Raw genomic sequence first — 18,344 nt, forward strand, 5'->3', positions numbered from 1 at the left:
GCTGATATAGATAAGCTCATAGGCGAGATCGGTGACTATGATATGGTTGTGGGTGCCAGAGGAAAGTCTAAAGGTGTGCGGGCCCCAGGCAAAAAAATACTGTCGTTAGTCGCGAATTATCTCAGTGGTATGGACATTCCGGATCTGAACTCGGGCTTTCGGGCTTTCAGAAAAGAGACGATATTCCAGTTCCTTCACATCTGTCCAAACGGCTTTTCTTTCACTACAACAATCACGCTGGCCTATCTGAGGTCGGCATACAGCGTGAAATATTTACCAATACCAGCTGAAGTAAGAGTCGGGCGGGCGAGCAATGTAAGTTTCTTCAAAGATGGTTACAAGACATTTCTTCTCATCATAAGGGTCATAGTCCTGTTTAATCCGCTCAAGGTCTTTGTCCCGGTATCTATAATGATAATGGTGGTAGGTATCCTGTTCACTATCTATGGTATTCTGCGGTTCGGACGAGCGCCAAATATGGGAGTCCTGACCATACTGACCAGTGTGCTTCTATTTTTCATGGGCATAATGGCAGACCAGATCTCCGCACTGAGAAGAGAGAGTCGGCTTGACTGACCACGCGGGTTACTGAGATGGAATTTCCACAAAAGAAAATCTTGAGAACGGTGTTTCAGATCGCGGGGATAGCCCTGTTCATCGTTATTCTGTCAAAGGTAGATCTTAGGTCTGTTAGAGATTCTTTTTCCGATTTGAGTATCATCCATATGGCTGGGACGGTTCTGATCCTGCTGTCCTTTACCTTGGTCAAGGCTATGAGATGGAGAACCATTGTAAAAATGCAGGGAGGGGAAGTAACACCTGTACGTGCATTCGCGATATACTCATCTGCTCTGTACATGGGATTTCTTACACCCGGTCGCCTGGGTGATTTTATCAAGAGCATCTATCTGATGCGGAGTGGGATGTCAGTCGGCAAAGCTGTATACAGCTCAGTGGCTGACAGATTGTTTGATCTGGGTTTTCTTGCAGTAATAGGATTCGCAAGTCTTGTGTCATTCCCCGGCATCTTTAATAACCAGATCATCTTCAGTGGCGTCTTGCTGGTATCGGTAGCCGCTGTCTTTGTGGTTCTTTTCTGGCGCCGAGACCTTTTGAAAAGGATTGCCGGGAAATTTCTCTCCGGAGCTCCGAAAGGGTCTTTCAGGGGGAATATTGACAAAATAATAGAAGAGACTGTAGGCGAATTTTCCACTCTTAAACCTTCCGGGCTCGCTCAGGTCATCTTGTTGTCAGCTATAGCATGGGTCCTTCATTTCGGAGTATTTATACTTCTGGCCGATGGTATCGGCACGGGCGCATCGGTCCATGTTCTCATAGTAAGTGTCGCAGTGGCCATTTTTACCGCACTTATACCCGTTTCCCTGTCAGGGCTCGGGACGAGAGAACTTGTTCTTGTCATGGTCTTCAGCAGAGTGGGGCTTTCGAAGGAAGCAGCAGTGACCTTTTCCCTTTCCTTTATTCTTGTCTATCTGATACAGGGTGTGACCGGGCTGGTATGTTGGCTGGTGGCACCTCTGGAAAAGAAGATGGAGGATGTCAAAGATGAGTAGCAGATACGCCAACAATTTTACGATGGATGAAGTACGGATATTCTGGGATGGAATTGCTGAGCATGAGTACGAACACGCGAATGAGCAACTTGACCGTGTGCACACACAAAGGTTCCGGGAGGCTGTGAAGAGACTCGATCTTGAAACGGGAACAAGGTTGCTTAATATCTGGTCGAGAATTGGAGATGGCACGCCCTGGCTCAGAAAAGATTGCCAGGAAATCAAGCTTGTAAATGCGGAACTCTCTTTCGAGATGTTAAAAGGTAGCAGGAAACTGAATCCTGAAGAGGCTCATGTTCAGACGTCGCTTCACGAACTCCCATTCCTCGACGATTCGTTTGACAGGATAATGTCGCTGGAGACACTGGAGCATGTTCCTGATCCTCTACTGTTCCTGAAAGAGTTGAGAAGGGTAGTAGTAGATGGAGGGCGACTCGTGATGAGCCTGCCTCCTTCTTTTGCCGAGTGGACAAGTGTTCTTAATGGCATATTGAAATTCCACCACGGTGAGGGTCCACACAGGTTTCTCGCTCCACGTGAAGTCCGCAATATGCTTCGGGATTCCGGATTTAGACTGGATGATTACGGGGGAACTCTTTTTCTGCCGATCGGGGGAGCCGCGGTAGAAAAGCTTGATTGTGTGATCGCCGATCTAGTTGGAAAGTCTTTTCTGGGCCAACTCGGTATGAGGAGTTTCTATGTCTGTACAGCTGCCGTGTGAAACTTTGATCAGTAAGATCGTCGATACAGGGTTGTGCACAAGGTGTGGGACGTGTGTGGGGGTCTGTCATCTCGATAATATATCTATTCCCGACTATATGGGTGATTGTCTTCCAAGTGCTGGAAACAGGTGTGATTCATGTGGATTATGTCTTTCTTCCTGTCCCGGAGGGGAAGTCGATTTTTCAAGACTTGAAAAAAGATTTATATGTGATTCAAAGACGGATCCATTTACCGGTATTGTAAAAAGTGCATGGGTCGCTCGCGCTGTCGACGAAAAGGTAAGGGCATCTGGCGCCAGCGGTGGAATAGTCACAGCGTTGCTGAACTTTCTCATCGAGACAGACAATGCGGATGGGGCGCTTGTATATTCCATGGACAGAGATAAACCCTTCGTCGGGAGAGGTGTGATAGCCAGGTCCAAGGCAGAAGTAGCAGAAGCATCTCAGAGCAAATATCATCTCAGTCCGATGAACGAGGCACTTGCGGATCTTAGAGACGCCGAGAGGATAGCAGTAAGCGGTCTTCCATGCCAGATTCATGGAATTAGAAAATTGCAGGATTCGGGTTGGGAGAAAGCTTCGTCCATAGGCCCATGTGTGGGTATATACTGCGGAAACAATCTGTATTATGAAGCTACCAGGGTGATGATGAAAAAGATGGGAGTCAAGTCTTTAGAGGATGTGAAAAGACTTTCGTATCGAGAAGGAGACTGGCCCGGATATTTTTCAGTGGTCAATAAGAATGACGAATCTTTGAGGGTATCCAAGCTGGATTTCAATCAGGCTATCCCCTTTTATATAAATCATAGATGCTTGTTCTGCACGGACCTGACAAACGAGCTTAGTGATATAAGTGTGGGGGATGCCTGGTCGAAAGAGGGTTTGGAAGAGGGTGGATGGTCGATAGTCCTGGCGAGAACCGGGGAGGGTGAGAAGCTTGTAAGAAGTGCAATCGAGACTGGAATCATCATAGCAGAGGATATCAGCCATCAAGAGGTCCTTTCCATGCATGCGCATGCTTTTGATCTGAAGAAATATGGGTCATGGCTGAGAGTCAGTGCCTGGAAGTATCTGGGGTATAAAGTCCCATCGTTCAATCAGGCTCGCCCAGATATCAAAACAGGCAGAAAAATAGCTGAAATACTATTCTCGATGCAATTCATGCTTTGTTCTTCAAAAGTCGGGCGAAAGATGTTCTCTCTCCTTCCGGTAGGAGCACTTGGTCCGATTTTCAGATGGTTGCGCAGGACATGGATAAATATTTCCCGCCGGAACTGATCAAGTGTATTGAAAAACTCGGAAAATATTTCCCTTTTGAACCGTTTTTTCGCTAAAGGTTCTCTTATCCCATGACGAAAGAAGAAGAAGGAGCAGAACGACCGGACGCTATTAAACGGAGGTTCTGAAATGGTACTCCTGAATCCGGCTGCGAGTCGGGGTCATAGTGGGCAGGAGATAAGGGCCGATCTCAGACCGAAATTGGCGGCAAGGATGAACAATCCGTCACCATCGGAACGAGTGGCCAAGCCTTCTGAAGGAGAGTATGCGACTCCTGCTGACCTCGGAAGCAGTGCTAGAGACCACTGCCTGCGTGAATCGATCGACGCCATCAGAGCACGGCTGAAGACTGAGGATAAACTTCTCAAGGACGTAACAGCCGAAGCCAGAGCGGAGGGAAATAAGACATATGATGCCCTCGCGCGCTTCAGAGAGAAAGAAGAGACTTCTGGAGTTATCGTCGATGAACACGGTTAAACTATTGACCGCAGGGGTTTTCGTTCGATACATTTATATGTATGAATGAAATATCCGGATTTACGTATGGTAGAAAAAACCGCCGCTGGGAGAGATCGGTCCTTGAAGAGGGTGGTCTCTTCCTGGTCGGCGGCATTGTACGCGACATTCTTCTCGGCAGGGCAGAGGAGAAGGTGGATGCCGACTATCTTGTAACAGGAATAGAGCTGGAGAGGCTGATCGACATTCTACGGCCACACGGGAAGATCGATTTTGTCGGCAAATCCTTTGGTGTACTTAAGTTCAGAGAACCTGGTTATGAGTCTGTTGATATATCCCTGCCAAGAAATGAATCGTCAACGGGACCCCGCCACAGGGATTTTAATGTCAGCTACGATCCATTTCTGCCGATTGAAAAAGACCTCGTCAGGCGCGACTTTACTATAAATTCAATGGCTATCGATCTGGACGGTATGATGTTGGTTGACCCGCTCGATGGAAAATCGGATCTTGCGGCGGCACTATTGAGAGTCAATCGCAGGGAATCTTTTGTCGAGGATCCTCTGAGGATAATCAGGGGCATTCAGTTTATGGCCAGATTAGAATTGTCAGTCGAGAAAAACACTGCAGTCATGATGAAGAAACATTCGCACAGGCTCAGAAATATTTCGCCTGAGCGTATCAGGATGGAACTTGACAAGCTTCTGCTTCTTTCTGAGAGACCCTCAAGCGCTTTTATCTTCATGCATGAGAATTCTATTTTAGATAAGATCCTGCCTGAACTGGAAGAAACATGGGGTGTGGAACAAAACGAATTTCACAAGTACGATCTGTTTACCCATTCAGTGATGGCATGTGATCTGGCTCCGCCAGAGCTGCATCTCAGGCTTGCAGCCCTATTCCATGATCTGGGAAAGAAAAGCACAAGGAGAGAATATAAAGGTAAGATCGTATTTTATAGGCACGAAGAAGACAGTGCCAGATCGGCCGCAGCAATAATGCGAAGGCTTAAATATTCAAATGAACTGGTAGACAGAGTCGAACACCTGATACGTCACCACATGTTTTTCATAACGGAGGAATGGTCTGATTCAGCGATAAGGAGATTTGTAGCAAGAGTCGGTGTAGAAAACGTGGATGATCTTATGGTGTTGAGGATGGCGGATGGAAAATCCAGAGGGGAGTCGGGAGAGGAAACGGAAAATGAAGTGAAGTACTCTATGCGGCGAATTGAAGAGGTAATCAGGATAGATTCAGCATTCAAGAGGAGTGACCTGAATATTAATGGAAAAGATCTGATAAAAGAGATTGGATTGGCCGAGGGAAGGAAAATCGGGTTCGTTCTGGATAAGCTTCTTGATTCGGTGCTCGATGATCCAGCTATCAACACGAGGGATCAACTTCTAAAGATCGCCAGGAAGCTGTATGGGGATATAAAGAAAGGAGAGTTCCTGTAACCTGGTGTCAGGGGCAATGCATGGCGTGAACCCCGCTTGAATGGATAGTCGGGTCACAAATACTGCCTGCAAAACCTATGGAAAGAGGGAATTACAGGAACTCTCGAGAACAAATATAGGTGATAATACCTATGTTGTCAACAAGAGAAATACTGAATTTATCGAATATTCAAAAAATAATCGAATTTAAGACAGGAGAACAAAGATGAGAAGAGTAGAAAAACTCATAAAGGAGATGCAGAAGCAGCTTTTCCCCTATCATCACGAGCATGACATTGAGAGAGGGATGAAGAGATGGGATGTCGGAGAAGGAGAATATCTTTCTTCATGGCTTCTTATGCAGCTCAAAGCGTGTCATTCAAAGAGCGGGTGCGATAAAAGGGGAAAATGTATATTCTATGAATATGGAGATCTGGCAAAAAGGAATTTCGAAATATGTAACGAGATCCAGCTTCGACTGGAAAATGGCGATATACGATGTCTTTTAGAAAAAGACGATGAAAAGACAGACTGACAAGAGCTGCCAATAGCAGCCATAATGACACTAATGGCAGTATCTGTCATGACAGTCCTAACTGCCAATTTCAGGTGTTCACTTCTGATATTCTCATATCGTATTATTATACTATAAGTTACCAACGCAATTTGTTATTGTATTCTGGCATGTTACTTGTATTATGTTATTTAAAGTATATCAGTATCGTGGCTTATTTTTGGAGGGTGGCAATGAGCAAGATTATAGGAATCGATCTGGGAACGACAAATTCATGTGTAGCGGTCATAGAAGGCGGAGAACCTGTGATCATCCCCAATCCCGAGGGTGGAAGGACCACACCCTCGATCGCCGGATTCAAAGACGACGAGAAATTGGTGGGGACTCTGGCAAAGCGCCAGGCTGTGACGAATCCGACTGATACCGTATTCTCGATCAAGAGATTCATGGGGAGAAAATTCTCGGAAGTCGAAATGGAGATATCAGAAGTTCCGTACAAAGTAAAAAAAGGGCCGAATGGTGATGTCAGGATAATGGCGAGTGGTAAGGAATATTCACCTCCGGAGATCTCGGCCATGACTCTGCAGTATCTCAAAGAGGCGGCGGAGACGTATCTAGGCGAAAAGGTGACGAAAGCAGTCATCACAGTTCCTGCCTACTTTAATGACAGCCAGAGGCAGGCGACCAAGGACGCTGGAAAGATCGCTGGGCTTGAAGTAGAGAGGATCATCAACGAGCCTACTGCAGCATCTTTGGCATATGGCCTCGACAAAAAAGGCGAAAAGACCATTGCTGTTTTCGATCTCGGCGGCGGTACGTTTGATGTATCAGTTCTTGAGCTTGGAGAATCAGTATTTGAAGTCAAGGCTACGAACGGAGACACCCACCTGGGTGGGGATGATTTCGATAAGAGGGTGATCGACTGGCTGGTTTCGGAATTCAAGAAAGATCAGGGAATAGACATATCGAGCGATCCAATGGCTCTTCAACGCCTGAAAGAAGCAGCCGAGAAAGCAAAATGTGAACTCTCGACAGTGCCTCAAGCGGACATAAACCTGCCATTTATTACTGCAGACAGCTCTGGCCCCAAGCATCTCAATGTCAAACTCACGAGGGCTAAATTCGAACAGTTGACCGAAGACCTTGTCCAGAGGACTGTCGGGCCTTGCAAAAACGCGCTAAAGGACGCTGGACTTTCAGCTTCGGATATCCAGGAAGTCATACTCGTCGGCGGAACGACAAGGATGCCGGCTGTACATGCAAAGGTGAAGGAGATTTTCGGTCGTGAACCGCATCAGGGAGTCAATCCTGACGAAGTAGTAGCTCTTGGCGCCGCGATCCAGGGTGGAGTACTCGCGGGGGATGTGCATGATGTCCTTCTTCTCGATGTCACTCCTCTTTCACTCGGCATCGAGACTCTGGGTGGCGTGATGACGAGATTGATAGACAGGAACTCTACTATTCCCACAAGGAAGAGTGAGATATTCTCTACTGCCGCGGATAACCAGACCACAGTGGAGATTCATGTTCTCCAGGGAGAGAGGGAGATGGCGTCGAGCAATAAGTCGATCGGTCGTTTCCAGCTCGCAGGCCTGCCTCCAGCCTCAAGGGGAATTCCCCAGATCGAGGTGACTTTTGACATCGACGCTAACGGTATACTGAATGTTGCCGCAAAAGATAAGGCTACAGATAAGGAACAGAAGATCATTATCCAGGCTTCCAGCGGATTGTCTGACGATGATATAGACAGGATGGTAGGAGAAGCAGAAGTCCACGCGAGTGAAGATAAGACAAAACGTGAGTTGATCGATATCAAGAACCAGGCAGACCAGATGGCCTACCAGACCGAGAAACAGATTGAGGAACACAAGGACAAGATCCCTTCCGGGGACATGGATGAATTGAGAAAAGTCCTTGAAGAGCTGAAGGAATCCTCCAAGGTCGATGATGTGGAAAGAATCAAAAAAGCAATAGAAGCACATAACTCGGTATGGCAGAAAGCTGCCCAGGCGATGTATCAGAACGCGGCCCCTGAACAGCAGCCCGAGGGGGAACAGCCTGAGGATGGCGGGGATAAGACGGGAGAATCGAAAGAAGACGATCAGGTCGTCGATGCTGAATTTGAAGTTATTGACGATGAAGAGAAGAAATAGGCGGCGTGGAAACTTTTTATTGCCCGACGGTCGATAAATATATTAGATTGTGCAGGTGAACGGAGTGGGCGATTAGCTCAGATGGTTAGAGTACCTGCTTGACATGCAGGGGGTCACTGGTTCAATTCCAGTATCGCCCACCATTCTCTGAAACACAATCGATGAGCCGCCGCAGACGGCATGACTCTCAAGTTGATCCTAACCATACAAGGCGGATGTGTTGAAAATGCTGGAAATAACTTATCCTGATGGAACCAGAGGCGAATTTGCCGAAGGGACTCAAGTGACGGAGCTTCTTTCGGGTCTTCCCAATTCCGTAAGAAAAAAAGCTGTTGCGGTCATGATCGACGACACATTGATGGATCTCCAGCAGACACTGGTATCGGGAGGCTTGTTCAGAGTTCTTACCGCAAGTGACGATGAATCGCTTCCTATCCTGCGCCACAGCATGTCCCATCTGATGGCCTTGGCGATACTTGAGCTATACGGAGACGTTAGTTTTGCCATCGGTCCCTCTATCGGTGACGGGTTTTATTACGATGTCCTTATGGAAAAAACGCTTGTTCCTGAAGATCTCTTAAAGATAGAGGAAAAGATGGCCACTCTGATCAAGGGTGGTGATTTGTTATTCGAAAGGGAAGTCCTTGCCAGGGAAAAAGCAATAGAGCTCTTCGATGCAAAAAATCAGAAGTTCAAGGTCGAACTGATAAAGGACCTGGAGGTCGAGGAAGTATCCATTTACAAGCTGGGAGAATTTACTGACTTATGTACCGGGCCTCACGTTCCCAGGGTGAAGATGCTCAAGCATGTGAAACTCACCTCCCTCGCGGGTGCCTACTGGCGTGGAGACGAGAAGAGGGAGATGTTGCAGAGGATTTACGGTACCGCGTTCTTCACAGATGAAGATCTTGTAGCCGAACTGGACCGACGCGAGGAAGCCAGGAAGAGAGACCACCGGAAGCTTGGACCACAACTCGGCCTTTTCGACATTAAGGAAGAGGCTGGAGGGGGGTTGGCCTTTTGGTACCCTAAAGGGTACATCCTGCGTGAAAAGATAGAAGACTTCTGGAAGGATGAGCACAGAAAGAGTGGCTATGATCTGATCATGACCCCACACATAGCCCGTAGCGAGCTTTGGCACACATCGGGCCATATTGATTATTACAGGGAGAACATGTTCATAATCAATTCAGATGAAGGCCAGGAATTCGTCCTAAAGCCCATGAACTGTCCCGGACATATCCTTGTGTACAAGAGCGACATTCATAGTTACCGCGACCTTCCAATAAGGTATGCCGAACTCGGCACAGTTTATAGAAACGAACGGTCGGGAACGCTCCACGGCCTTTTAAGGGTCAGGGGTTTTACCCAGGATGACGCTCACATATTCTGCACTCCCGATCAATTGGACGATGAGGTCGATGCCTGTTTTGATCTGGCCCATCATATTTTGACGACATTCGGTTTCGAAGATTACAAGGTTGAATTGAGTGTTCATGATCCCGGGAACATGGGAAAATACGCCGGCTCTGAGGAAGAGTGGTTCATGGCTGAGGCCTCATTATTGAAAGCGATCGAGAAGAGGGGGCTGCCTTATGAGAAGATGCCTGGCGAAGCTGTTTTCTACGGACCGAAGATCGACCTGAAACTGATCGACGCTATCGGCCGCGGCTGGCAGGCTACAACGATCCAGTTTGATTTCAACCTTCCGAGACGGTTCGATGTCAGGTATGTATCATCGGAGGGGAAAAAGGAATATGTATATATGATCCACAGGGCCCTTCTCGGTTCAATAGAAAGATTTATAGGAACACTTACTGAACATTATGCGGGATTGTTCCCTCTATGGCTTGCTCCCGTACAGGCCATCATCCTTCCAATCGGGATCGCTCACCACGATTATGCAACGGAAGCCGCGTTGCGTATGCGTGAAGCTGGACTCAGGGTAGAATGTGATGTGAGGGAGGAGAAACTGGGGTTAAAGGTCCGCGATGCCGAAATGCAAAAGATCCCATATATGGCTGTATGTGGGGATAAGGAGTTAGAATCCGGGACGTTCGATATCCGTACGAAGGCAAGGGGGAGACTGGGAACAAAAAAAATCGAAGAAATTATTGCGGAACTGGTTGACGAAGTCGACCGAAAAGCATAATATATATAGCAATAATGCAAGAAGGGGCGAGAGCCTCTCACCTTACGGTCTAATTGTACTGCTAGGGTTTCATCTAAAGCCGACAGAGCTGGACGGGTGGAACAACTACGCGTCCTTTTTTTATTTGTTTTCCAGGAGGTGAACAAATCAAAGGAAGATTTGACAGAGAAAGAAGAGAAAAGAGGACCCGGATCAACGAGATGATTCGGATTCCAGAGATCAGGGTCATTGATGAAAATGGAGAGCAGCTTGGTGTAATGGCCACTGATGAGGCAAGGAAAATTGCGGAGGAGAGAGATCTAGACCTCGTTGAGATCGCTCCTAATGTCAGGCCACCGGTCTGCAAGATAATGGATTTCGGAAAATATAAATATGAACAGAGCAAAAAACTCCAGGAGTCAAAAAAGAAACAACACGTGACTCATCTCAAGGAGATTAAGTTGCGGCCAAAGATCGAAAAACACGATCTTATGTTCAAGATGAACAACGCAGAAAAATTCCTGGAACAGAAGGATAAGGTTAAATTTACAGTTATTTTTCGCGGCAGGGAAATGGAACATCTTGAGAAGGGCTACGAGTTATTGAACCAAATAACCGAAAGATTCTCTGAAATAGCCGCGGTGGAAAGAACGGCGGTAAGGACAGGAAGAATAATGTCCCTTATTATGGGGCCTCGTTCAGATAAGAGCTCAGAAAAGAAAACAAAAAAAGGGGGTGCAGCAGCAGATGCCAAAGATAAAGACTAACAGAGGCGCAGCAAAGAGATTTCGTGTTACAGGAAGTGGAAAGATCAGAAGACACAAGGCGTATGCAAGCCATATTTTGACGAAGAAATCCACTAAAAGAAAGCGCAAATTGCGCAAGCAGACGATTGCATCTGAATCTGATACTAGAAGAATCAGAAGGATGCTAGGGATCTAGAGGAGTCTGTATCATTTAAACAGAAATTTAAGCAGAGACGTAACAGGAGCTTTCAGTATGCCGAGAACGAAACACAGTGTGGCTTCACACAAAAGAAAAAAGAAGGTGTTGAAACAGGCCAAGGGCTTTGTAGGCGGACGTGGAAATCTGTTCCGCAGTGCCCAGGAAGCCGTGAACAGGGCCCTTTCATATGCGTACAGGGACAGGCGAGTAAGAAAAAGAGATTTTCGCAGATTATGGATCGCCCGCATAAATGCAGCAGCTAGGGTCAACGGGTTAAGCTATAGCCGTTTTATAAACGGACTAAAAAAGTCGGATATCGAGATCAATCGAAAGATGCTCTCAGAGATCGCGATCAATGACGCAGACGGTTTCGCCAAACTGGCCGAGATCGCAAAGGAAGCCCAGTAGATGAACAAAAAGGGAATCGACCGACAGACCCTTGAGGAACTGGAAAGATCAGCTGTAAAAGAACTGGATGAAGCGTCAGATATAAGCGCACTGGAAGAGCTTCGCGTAAAATATCTTGGTAGAAAAGGGAGTCTCACTCTTTCACTTAGGTCTATAGGCAACCTTCCAGCTGAGGAACGTCCTGGAATGGGAAGCCTGATAAACGAGATCAAGGAAAAATTATCCGGGATATATTCCAGACGTATGGAAGAAATATCCGAAAATATCGGAGACCCTGAACCCTTCCCCGGCGATTACGCTTTGCCAGGAAGGAGTTTCCAGGGGGGTGGACTCCATGTGCTGACAAGGGTCACGAGAGATATCAAAGAGATATTTTTCCGGATGGGATATTCTCTGGCTGAAGGCCCTGATGTAGAACTGGATTATTACAATTTTGAGGCTCTGAATTTTCCCGAGGACCATCCGTCTCGTGATTCTCAGGATACTTTTTATGTGAATAGAGACATTCTGCTTCGGACTCAGACTTCTCCTGTACAAGTAAGGTATATGGAAAAGAACGAACCACCCATAAGGATCATATCACCCGGAAGGGTTTACAGGAACGAGACGCCTGATCCCTCTCATGCTGCTGAATTCCATCAGATAGAGGGCTTGTATGTTGACAGGAACGTATCTCTCGCAGACCTTAGAAACGATGTCACCTTCTTTATCCATTCATTTTTTGGCCCGGATGTAAAAGTAAGATTCCGGCCGCATTTCTTTCCGTTCACTGAACCCAGTGCGGAAGTAGATATGGAGTGTTTCAGTTGCAGAGGAGAAGGTTGTTCAATCTGTCAGAAGACAGGGTGGATTGAGATCATGGGAGCGGGTATGGTTCATCCAAATGTATTCAAATTTGCGGGATACGACCCTGATTCTGTTACAGGATTTGCGTTCGGTATGGGTATCGATAGAATAGCAATGCTTAAATATGGCATTGATGATATTCGCAGGTTTCTTGCTAATGATATTCGATTCCTGGGGCAGTTCTGGTCCGGATCATGGGCGGGGGTGGAAGATTGAAAGTCAGTATAAACTGGTTGAAGAAGTATGTCGACATAGAGGAATCACCCGAGATCCTGGCATCCGACCTCACAATGTTCGGATTGAATGTTGAAGGTGTCGAAGACTTGAGTGCTGATTACTCAGGAGTTGTTTTCGGGAAAGTAGTTGAATGTGAAAAACATCCTGCCGCTGATAAACTTAGTGTGTGCAAAGTCGATGTCGGTGGCCACACACTATTGAATATAGTCTGCGGCGCGCCTAATGTCAGGCCTGGTCTGAGTGTGGCAGTTGCTGTCGATGGCGCGATTTTGAAAGATGGATTCAAAATAAAAAAAACGAAGCTCCGCGGCGAAATTTCGGAAGGCATGATCTGTTCCGAGACGGAGTTGGGGATCGGGACCGATTCAGGCGGGATCATAGAGCTTGAGCTTGAGTTGGATGCTGGGGATGATCTGACAGGATTGCTCGGTGATAACGATGTGATACTCGATATAGAAGTGACACCTAACAGGCCTGACCAGCTGTCTCATCTGGGGATCGCGCGAGAGATAGCAGCTCTTTATAAAAGAGACCTTCGTGAGCCAGAGTGTTTTCCTCTCAAAATAGAAGATGTCTACGAAATCGATATCGAAGATCCGGAAGATTGCCACAGATTTTCGGTTGCTTTTATCGATGATGTCACTATTGGAGAATCTCCCGAATGGATGCAGAAACTTCTGTTATCGGCCGGAGTAAAACCGATCAGCAATATAGTGGATGTGACTAATTTTATCCTGATGGAACTGGGGCAACCCCTTCACGCGTATGATCGCGACAGGCTTGAGGGAGAATCGATCGGAGTTCGCATGGGGCGGGAGAACGAGATGATCACGACCCTGGATGAAACCGAGAGAAAGATCGGTCCGGACGTACTCGTCATTAAGGACCAAAATGGTCCGGTAGGTATCGCGGGGATTATGGGTGGAGCCGATACGGAAGTAGGCGAGAAGACTTCCCGAATACTTCTGGAAAGCGCCGCATTCGGCCCCAGGACGATCAGGCGGTCGAGCCAACGCCTGAAACTTGATACAGAAGCATCATACAGGTTCGAGCGTGAGAGCGATGTAAGCGGAACTGTAACAGCTCTGGAAAGGGCATGTTGGCTGATACGGGAAATAAATGCGGGGACTCCACGTATTATTTGTCGAGATCTTGTCGCAAAGCCGGATGCTTTAAAAGAAATGAAGATTACCCTGAGGGTGGGGCAGGCAAACAGACTTATGGGCACCCATCTGGATGGAGATGACCTTTCCAGTCTTCTGGGTAGATTGTCTCTCGATTGTGAAGTATCCGAAAAGGAAGTTATAGTTACCGTTCCTGGTTTCAGGAGAGATCTCAAGGAAGAAGTTGATATTATTGAGGAAGTTGCTCGATTGTACGGATATGAGAATATCGGAAGAGAAGAGGATTTAAGAGGGAACGTATTCTCGAAGATATCCACTGTTGACAGGAGAAATGAGGAGGTCAGGACCTTTCTGGCTTCCAGGGGATTCGCGGAAGTGATCACATCCTCATTCATGGATATGGAAGATATCGACCGCATGAGATGGAGTGAGTCTGATTTCCGGAGAAATCCCATTAGACTTGAAAATCCGCTTTCAGCACAACAGTCAGCGATGAGGACTTCTCTGATTCCGGGGATGTTGAGAGTGATATCGAGGAATGCTCCCGTCGAACAGGAAAGTATCAGGATATTCGAGATGGGCAAGGTGTTTCTCCCTTTAAACAGCGGAGAGAGTCTTCCAGACGAGCAGATTCATCTGACGGCTATCTTATCGAGGAATGCCGTGCCTTCTCAATGGATAGATCGATCCAGAGAAGTAGATTATTTCGACATTAAGGGAGAGCTGGAATGTCTTCTTGACCGTTGCGCGGTCAGGTCGGAGTTACAGATCCAGCGGAGCAAGGCGGAAGAACCATCGTATATTTATAACTGGTTGACAAAAGGGAAGATAATAGCTATTTCCGGAGTCATCCCCTCTAAGGTCTTGAAAAACTACGAGATAGAAAGTCCCGTCTATTTCTTCACCGCAGTCATGGATGTGATGCATGGTGTCGGATTCGAAGAGCCCCGATATTCGAAACCCAGTCCCTATCCACAGGTGAAGAGAGACCTCTGTGTTGTTGCACAGGAACGAGTTACGTTCGCTGATATAAGAAGAGTAATAGAGAAGAGAGCTAAATTCCTTGAATCTATAAGACTTTTCGATTACTATCGGGGTGAGACTCTTGGCGAAGGCAGGAGAAGTTACACTTTCAGCCTTGGATTCAGGTCTCGTGATAATACGCTTGATGATGCTGCGGTAGACAAGGTTATTCAAAAGGTCCTTAACAGTTTGCAGCGGGAGCTGCAGGTCACGTTGAGGAGGATGGAGTAAGAATGAGTTCAACCGGTTTGGCCAGCCTGGAACTGCTTGAAAATAAAATAGTTAAGGCGGCGGAGCTAATAGGGCGGCTGGCAGATGAAAAAAAGAAGATCGAAGAAACCAATAAAGTATTGAAAGAAAAAATAGAATCGTTATATATTAAAAATGATGAGATGGCTAAAGAACTTGAAATCTTTAAAATGGATAAAGAAAAGGAAAAAGATTTCGATAAAACTAGAGAGGAGATAGGAAACAAAATCGAGGAGATGCTCATGAAACTGGATGGTTTGGATATCTGAATGTCCAGTTCAGACGAGGTTGTTTCCGGGCTGGGGTTGGGAGGAATAAACTGTATTGATCTTGAGAGGTAGGAAGATGACCGAAAAGAACACAGAGAAAGTGGAGATTTTTGGTCAGGAGTATAAAATAAAAGGTGTCGGTGATCCTCACTATATTCACATGATCGCCGGCTATGTTGACCAGAAGATGAGGGAGATTGCCCATTCGAGTGGAATAATGTCTCAATCACGAATCGCAATATTAGCTGCTCTAAATATCGCCGACGAGTTGCATCAGGAAAGGGAAGACAGGGATAATATTCAGGAAGAACTCAGTAGGCGCGCTAGTCAGTTGGGCGACCTCATTGAAGACAAGATTGGTGCAGGAAGTTAATCCTCTTACCCCCGGAGTCGAAAGACGCCTGGCGTGGGGATTTGAAAGAGATGAAAGAAGTATAGAAATTCCCTGCTGTGTTTGTGTGGGCGAAGATCATTTTTTGCCAACACTTTGAGCCCGGAGATCCAAACGCTGGTTTAGGATGCCATGCCTGGCTATGCCGGGAAGGTTGAGAAAGCCGCTGGGATTTCCACCTTGTTGATTTGGGCTTAAAAAGGTCCTTCCTTCACGGCACTTTAGTGGGGAATTTTCCTTTTTCTGACCCTGATTCTCCTCAATAAAAGAATTTAAACGTTTCACTGTCAGTGATGAATGTAACAATCAGGAGGTGAGCCGCCCAGCTAGTATCAGGGCATATAAAAATGGATAGTATCTTTTTCTATATTTCGGCGGGAATCCTCGTTCTTTTCCTTGGATTTTTCGTTGGATGGTTGACGAGCAGAAAAATAGCTCAGAGCCAGATGAAACATACTCAGAAACTCGCTGAAAACATTATAGCAGAAGCGCAGAAAGAGGCTGAGACAAGGAAAAAGGCGTCGATACTCGAAGCTAAGGATGATTGGTATCAGGCGAAACAGAAGTTTGAAAGGGACACAGCTGATGAAAGGACTGAACTTAAAAAGCTCGAAAGGCGTATCGAGGAGAAGGAACAGAACATAAACCGCAAGGTGGACTATCTCGAAAAACGCGAATTGGAGATCAACGACAGGAAAAAGACCCTCGAAAAGAAAATGGGGATTGTCTCCGAAAAAAACGAAGAGCTTGCTCAGATCCTGCACAGGCAGAACGAAAAGCTGGAAAAGATCGCCGGTATGAGCACAGAGGGAGCGATGAAGCTTCTGATTTCAAATCTAGAAGGGGAAGCAAAACTCAGAGCCGCTAAGAAGATCAAAGAGATCAAGGATGAGGCGGAAAGAAACGCGACTAAGGCCAGCAGAGAGATTATTACTCTCGCAATAGAACGATGTGCCGCTGATCATGTTGTTGAATCCACAGTCTCGGTTGTCGATCTTCCGAACGATGAGATGAAAGGTCGGATCATAGGGAGAGAGGGCCGGAATATCAGGGCTTTTGAAAACGCGACTGGAATTGATGTGATTATTGATGACACTCCGGAAGCGGTCATACTGTCCGGTTTCGACCCGATCAGAAGGGAAGTCGCGAGACTTTCTCTTGAAAAACTGGTAAAGGACGGCAGAATCCATCCTGGTCGAATCGAGGAACTCGTCGAAAAGACGAGAAAGGATCTTCTCGAAGAGATAAGGGAGATCGGGGAGCAGACGTACCTCGATCTTAATATCCATGGACTGCACCCCGAGATGATAAAACTCCTGGGAAGACTGAAATACAGAACGTCGTATGGGCAGAACGTACTTCAGCATTCAAAGGAAGTTGCTTTTGTGGCTTCCATGCTTGCAAGCGAGCTTGGACTCGATCCTGTTATTTCTAAAAGAGCTGGCCTGCTTCATGATATTGGGAAGGCTGCGGATCATGAGATCGATGGGCCTCATGCCGAGATCGGTGCAGATTTCGCTAAACGTTACGGTGAAAACGAAATCGTTATTAACTCGATCGCTTCTCATCATGAGGATGTCGAAGCCACTTCATTGATCGCACACATAGTTTCTGCTGCAGACGCTATTTCGGGAGCAAGGCCCGGGGCCAGGCGTGAGACTCTTGAGAACTACATAAGAAGACTTGAAAAACTCGAAAAGATAGCAGATGCGTTTGAGGGTGTTGAGAAATCTTATGCTATTCAGGCAGGCAGGGAGATTAGAATACTCGTAAGCCACAAGAAGGTCGACGATGCTTATGCCGTGCAGCTTGCTACGGATATAGCGCGAAAGGTCGAGGACGACATGGAGTATCCCGGTCAGATAAAAGTTGTGGTGATAAGGGAGACAAGGGCAGTGGATTTTGCGAGATGATCTGGTGGACAAAGTGCCCGAGAAGAAGTATTTACCGCGTGGTCATTAATAATATGTCTGGAGTCTTCGTATGAACGTGCTTATGCTCGGAGATGTCCTGTCCAGGGTCGGCAGAAAGGCGCTCGGGGCCGGATTGCCTTCACTGAAAGAAGAATACAACGTAGACCTGTGTACAGCCAATGTGGAAAATGCAGCCGGGATGTTCGGTGTGACAGAAAAAGTCATCAGAGAGATCAGAGACGCAGGTGTAGATGTGATGACGAGTGGAAATCACATATGGGACAAGAGAGAAGGAATAAGGTTGCTCGATGCCAGCGATGACCTTCTTCGGCCCGCGAATTATCCTCCGGGTGTCCCTGGAATCGGGTATACGATCACCGAAGCTGGAGGTCGAAGCGCCTGTGTCATAAATCTCCAGGGCAGGACTTTTATGCCCGATATCGATTGCCCATTCAGGAAAGCAGACGACATTCTCGCATCGATGCCTTCAGATGTAAAAATAATCATCATAGATTTTCACGCTGAAGCGACAAGTGAAAAACTGGCGCTTGCGAACTATCTGGATGGGAGAGTGAGCCTTCTGGCAGGTACACACACACACATACCTACTGCGGACGAGAGGATCCTTCCACAGGGAACTGGATACCAGACGGATATCGGCATGACAGGACCATATTC

The 18,344-nt window shown here is 46.8% G+C and carries 18 protein-coding genes, 1 tRNA gene and 1 other RNA gene; all 20 read left to right on the forward strand.

From position 1 onward, the window contains the following. Nucleotides 1-576: hypothetical protein (locus KOO63_04350; protein MBU8921035.1), on the forward strand; the 576-nt coding region annotated here is incomplete at its 5' end. 41 nt (nt 577-617) lie between these two features. Next, the gene (locus tag KOO63_04355; protein ID MBU8921036.1) at nt 618-1,571 is read left to right on the forward strand and encodes a flippase-like domain-containing protein; all 954 of its coding nucleotides are present in this window, start codon (nt 618-620) and stop codon (nt 1,569-1,571) included. Next, nucleotides 1,564-2,292, forward strand: a complete 729-nt coding sequence (locus KOO63_04360; protein ID MBU8921037.1) for a methyltransferase domain-containing protein — start codon at nt 1,564-1,566, stop codon at nt 2,290-2,292. Before KOO63_04355 ends, KOO63_04360 begins: the two co-directional genes overlap by 8 nt. Continuing rightward, nucleotides 2,270-3,571 carry a Coenzyme F420 hydrogenase/dehydrogenase, beta subunit C-terminal domain gene (locus tag KOO63_04365; protein ID MBU8921038.1) on the forward strand — a complete coding sequence of 434 codons (1,302 nt, stop codon included), beginning with the start codon at nt 2,270-2,272 and terminating at the stop codon, nt 3,569-3,571. The genes KOO63_04360 and KOO63_04365 overlap by 23 nt, the downstream gene beginning before the upstream one ends. Before the next feature lie 129 nt (nt 3,572-3,700). Then, on the forward strand, nt 3,701-4,048 hold the full coding sequence (locus KOO63_04370; GenBank protein MBU8921039.1) for a hypothetical protein: 348 nt from the start codon (nt 3,701-3,703) through the stop codon (nt 4,046-4,048). 41 nt (nt 4,049-4,089) lie between these two features. After that, complete coding sequence (locus KOO63_04375; protein ID MBU8921040.1) at nt 4,090-5,484, forward strand: HD domain-containing protein; 1,395 nt, start codon at nt 4,090-4,092, stop codon at nt 5,482-5,484. A gap of 205 nt (nt 5,485-5,689) precedes the next feature. Continuing rightward, nucleotides 5,690-5,998, forward strand: coding sequence for a hypothetical protein (locus KOO63_04380; protein ID MBU8921041.1), 309 nt, complete (start codon nt 5,690-5,692; stop codon nt 5,996-5,998). Nucleotides 5,999-6,210: 212 nt separating this feature from the next. Beyond that, a complete protein-coding gene (gene dnaK, locus KOO63_04385; GenBank protein ID MBU8921042.1) occupies nt 6,211-8,130 on the forward strand; it encodes a molecular chaperone DnaK in 1,920 nt (639 codons plus the stop codon). A gap of 66 nt (nt 8,131-8,196) precedes the next feature. Next, nucleotides 8,197-8,273: transfer RNA gene (locus KOO63_04390), tRNA-Val, on the forward strand. 83 nt (nt 8,274-8,356) lie between these two features. Continuing rightward, nucleotides 8,357-10,282, forward strand: coding sequence for a threonine--tRNA ligase (thrS, locus tag KOO63_04395; protein ID MBU8921043.1), 1,926 nt, complete (start codon nt 8,357-8,359; stop codon nt 10,280-10,282). 200 nt (nt 10,283-10,482) lie between these two features. Beyond that, nucleotides 10,483-11,028, forward strand: coding sequence for a translation initiation factor IF-3 (gene infC / locus KOO63_04400; protein MBU8921044.1), 546 nt, complete (start codon nt 10,483-10,485; stop codon nt 11,026-11,028). Next, nucleotides 11,009-11,203, forward strand: coding sequence for a 50S ribosomal protein L35 (rpmI, locus tag KOO63_04405; protein ID MBU8921045.1), 195 nt, complete (start codon nt 11,009-11,011; stop codon nt 11,201-11,203). Before infC ends, rpmI begins: the two co-directional genes overlap by 20 nt. A gap of 57 nt (nt 11,204-11,260) precedes the next feature. Then, nucleotides 11,261-11,614 carry a 50S ribosomal protein L20 gene (rplT, locus tag KOO63_04410; protein ID MBU8921046.1) on the forward strand — a complete coding sequence of 118 codons (354 nt, stop codon included), beginning with the start codon at nt 11,261-11,263 and terminating at the stop codon, nt 11,612-11,614. Beyond that, a complete protein-coding gene (pheS, locus tag KOO63_04415; protein MBU8921047.1) occupies nt 11,615-12,676 on the forward strand; it encodes a phenylalanine--tRNA ligase subunit alpha in 1,062 nt (353 codons plus the stop codon). Next, a complete protein-coding gene (gene pheT / locus KOO63_04420) occupies nt 12,673-15,075 on the forward strand; it encodes a phenylalanine--tRNA ligase subunit beta (GenBank protein MBU8921048.1) in 2,403 nt (800 codons plus the stop codon). The genes pheS and pheT overlap by 4 nt, the downstream gene beginning before the upstream one ends. Before the next feature lie 2 nt (nt 15,076-15,077). Continuing rightward, complete coding sequence (locus KOO63_04425) at nt 15,078-15,362, forward strand: DUF3450 domain-containing protein (protein MBU8921049.1); 285 nt, start codon at nt 15,078-15,080, stop codon at nt 15,360-15,362. A 76-nt stretch (nt 15,363-15,438) separates the two neighbouring features. After that, the gene (locus KOO63_04430; protein MBU8921050.1) at nt 15,439-15,735 is read left to right on the forward strand and encodes a cell division protein ZapA; all 297 of its coding nucleotides are present in this window, start codon (nt 15,439-15,441) and stop codon (nt 15,733-15,735) included. A 66-nt stretch (nt 15,736-15,801) separates the two neighbouring features. Continuing rightward, nucleotides 15,802-15,988, forward strand: a non-coding RNA gene (gene ssrS / locus KOO63_04435) — 6S RNA. A gap of 112 nt (nt 15,989-16,100) precedes the next feature. Continuing rightward, nucleotides 16,101-17,666: a ribonuclease Y gene (gene rny, locus KOO63_04440; GenBank protein ID MBU8921051.1), complete on the forward strand. Its 1,566-nt coding sequence runs from the start codon at nt 16,101-16,103 to the stop codon at nt 17,664-17,666. Nucleotides 17,667-17,736: 70 nt separating this feature from the next. Further along, on the forward strand, nt 17,737-18,344 hold a 608-nt coding region (locus KOO63_04445), incomplete at its 3' end, for a YmdB family metallophosphoesterase (GenBank protein ID MBU8921052.1).

This window comes from Candidatus Latescibacterota bacterium, from assembly GCA_019038625.1.
GTDB lineage: Bacteria > Krumholzibacteriota > Krumholzibacteriia > Krumholzibacteriales > Krumholzibacteriaceae > JAGLYV01.

What these genes read in the sequence shown, in the direction of transcription:
- rpmI (MBU8921045.1), top strand. Translation starts at nt 11,009, where the DNA reads ATGCCAAAGATAAAGACTAACAGAGGCGCAGCAAAGAGATTTCGTGTT.
- KOO63_04370 (MBU8921039.1), top strand. Translation starts at nt 3,701, where the DNA reads ATGGTACTCCTGAATCCGGCTGCGAGTCGGGGTCATAGTGGGCAGGAG.
- KOO63_04365 (MBU8921038.1), top strand. Translation starts at nt 2,270, where the DNA reads ATGTCTGTACAGCTGCCGTGTGAAACTTTGATCAGTAAGATCGTCGAT.
- KOO63_04380 (MBU8921041.1), top strand. Translation starts at nt 5,690, where the DNA reads ATGAGAAGAGTAGAAAAACTCATAAAGGAGATGCAGAAGCAGCTTTTC.
- pheS (MBU8921047.1), top strand. Translation starts at nt 11,615, where the DNA reads ATGAACAAAAAGGGAATCGACCGACAGACCCTTGAGGAACTGGAAAGA.
- dnaK (MBU8921042.1), top strand. Translation starts at nt 6,211, where the DNA reads ATGAGCAAGATTATAGGAATCGATCTGGGAACGACAAATTCATGTGTA.
- thrS (MBU8921043.1), top strand. Translation starts at nt 8,357, where the DNA reads ATGCTGGAAATAACTTATCCTGATGGAACCAGAGGCGAATTTGCCGAA.
- KOO63_04430 (MBU8921050.1), top strand. Translation starts at nt 15,439, where the DNA reads ATGACCGAAAAGAACACAGAGAAAGTGGAGATTTTTGGTCAGGAGTAT.
- rplT (MBU8921046.1), top strand. Translation starts at nt 11,261, where the DNA reads ATGCCGAGAACGAAACACAGTGTGGCTTCACACAAAAGAAAAAAGAAG.
- KOO63_04360 (MBU8921037.1), top strand. Translation starts at nt 1,564, where the DNA reads ATGAGTAGCAGATACGCCAACAATTTTACGATGGATGAAGTACGGATA.
- infC (MBU8921044.1), top strand. Translation starts at nt 10,483, where the DNA reads ATGATTCGGATTCCAGAGATCAGGGTCATTGATGAAAATGGAGAGCAG.
- KOO63_04375 (MBU8921040.1), top strand. Translation starts at nt 4,090, where the DNA reads ATGAATGAAATATCCGGATTTACGTATGGTAGAAAAAACCGCCGCTGG.
- KOO63_04425 (MBU8921049.1), top strand. Translation starts at nt 15,078, where the DNA reads ATGAGTTCAACCGGTTTGGCCAGCCTGGAACTGCTTGAAAATAAAATA.
- rny (MBU8921051.1), top strand. Translation starts at nt 16,101, where the DNA reads ATGGATAGTATCTTTTTCTATATTTCGGCGGGAATCCTCGTTCTTTTC.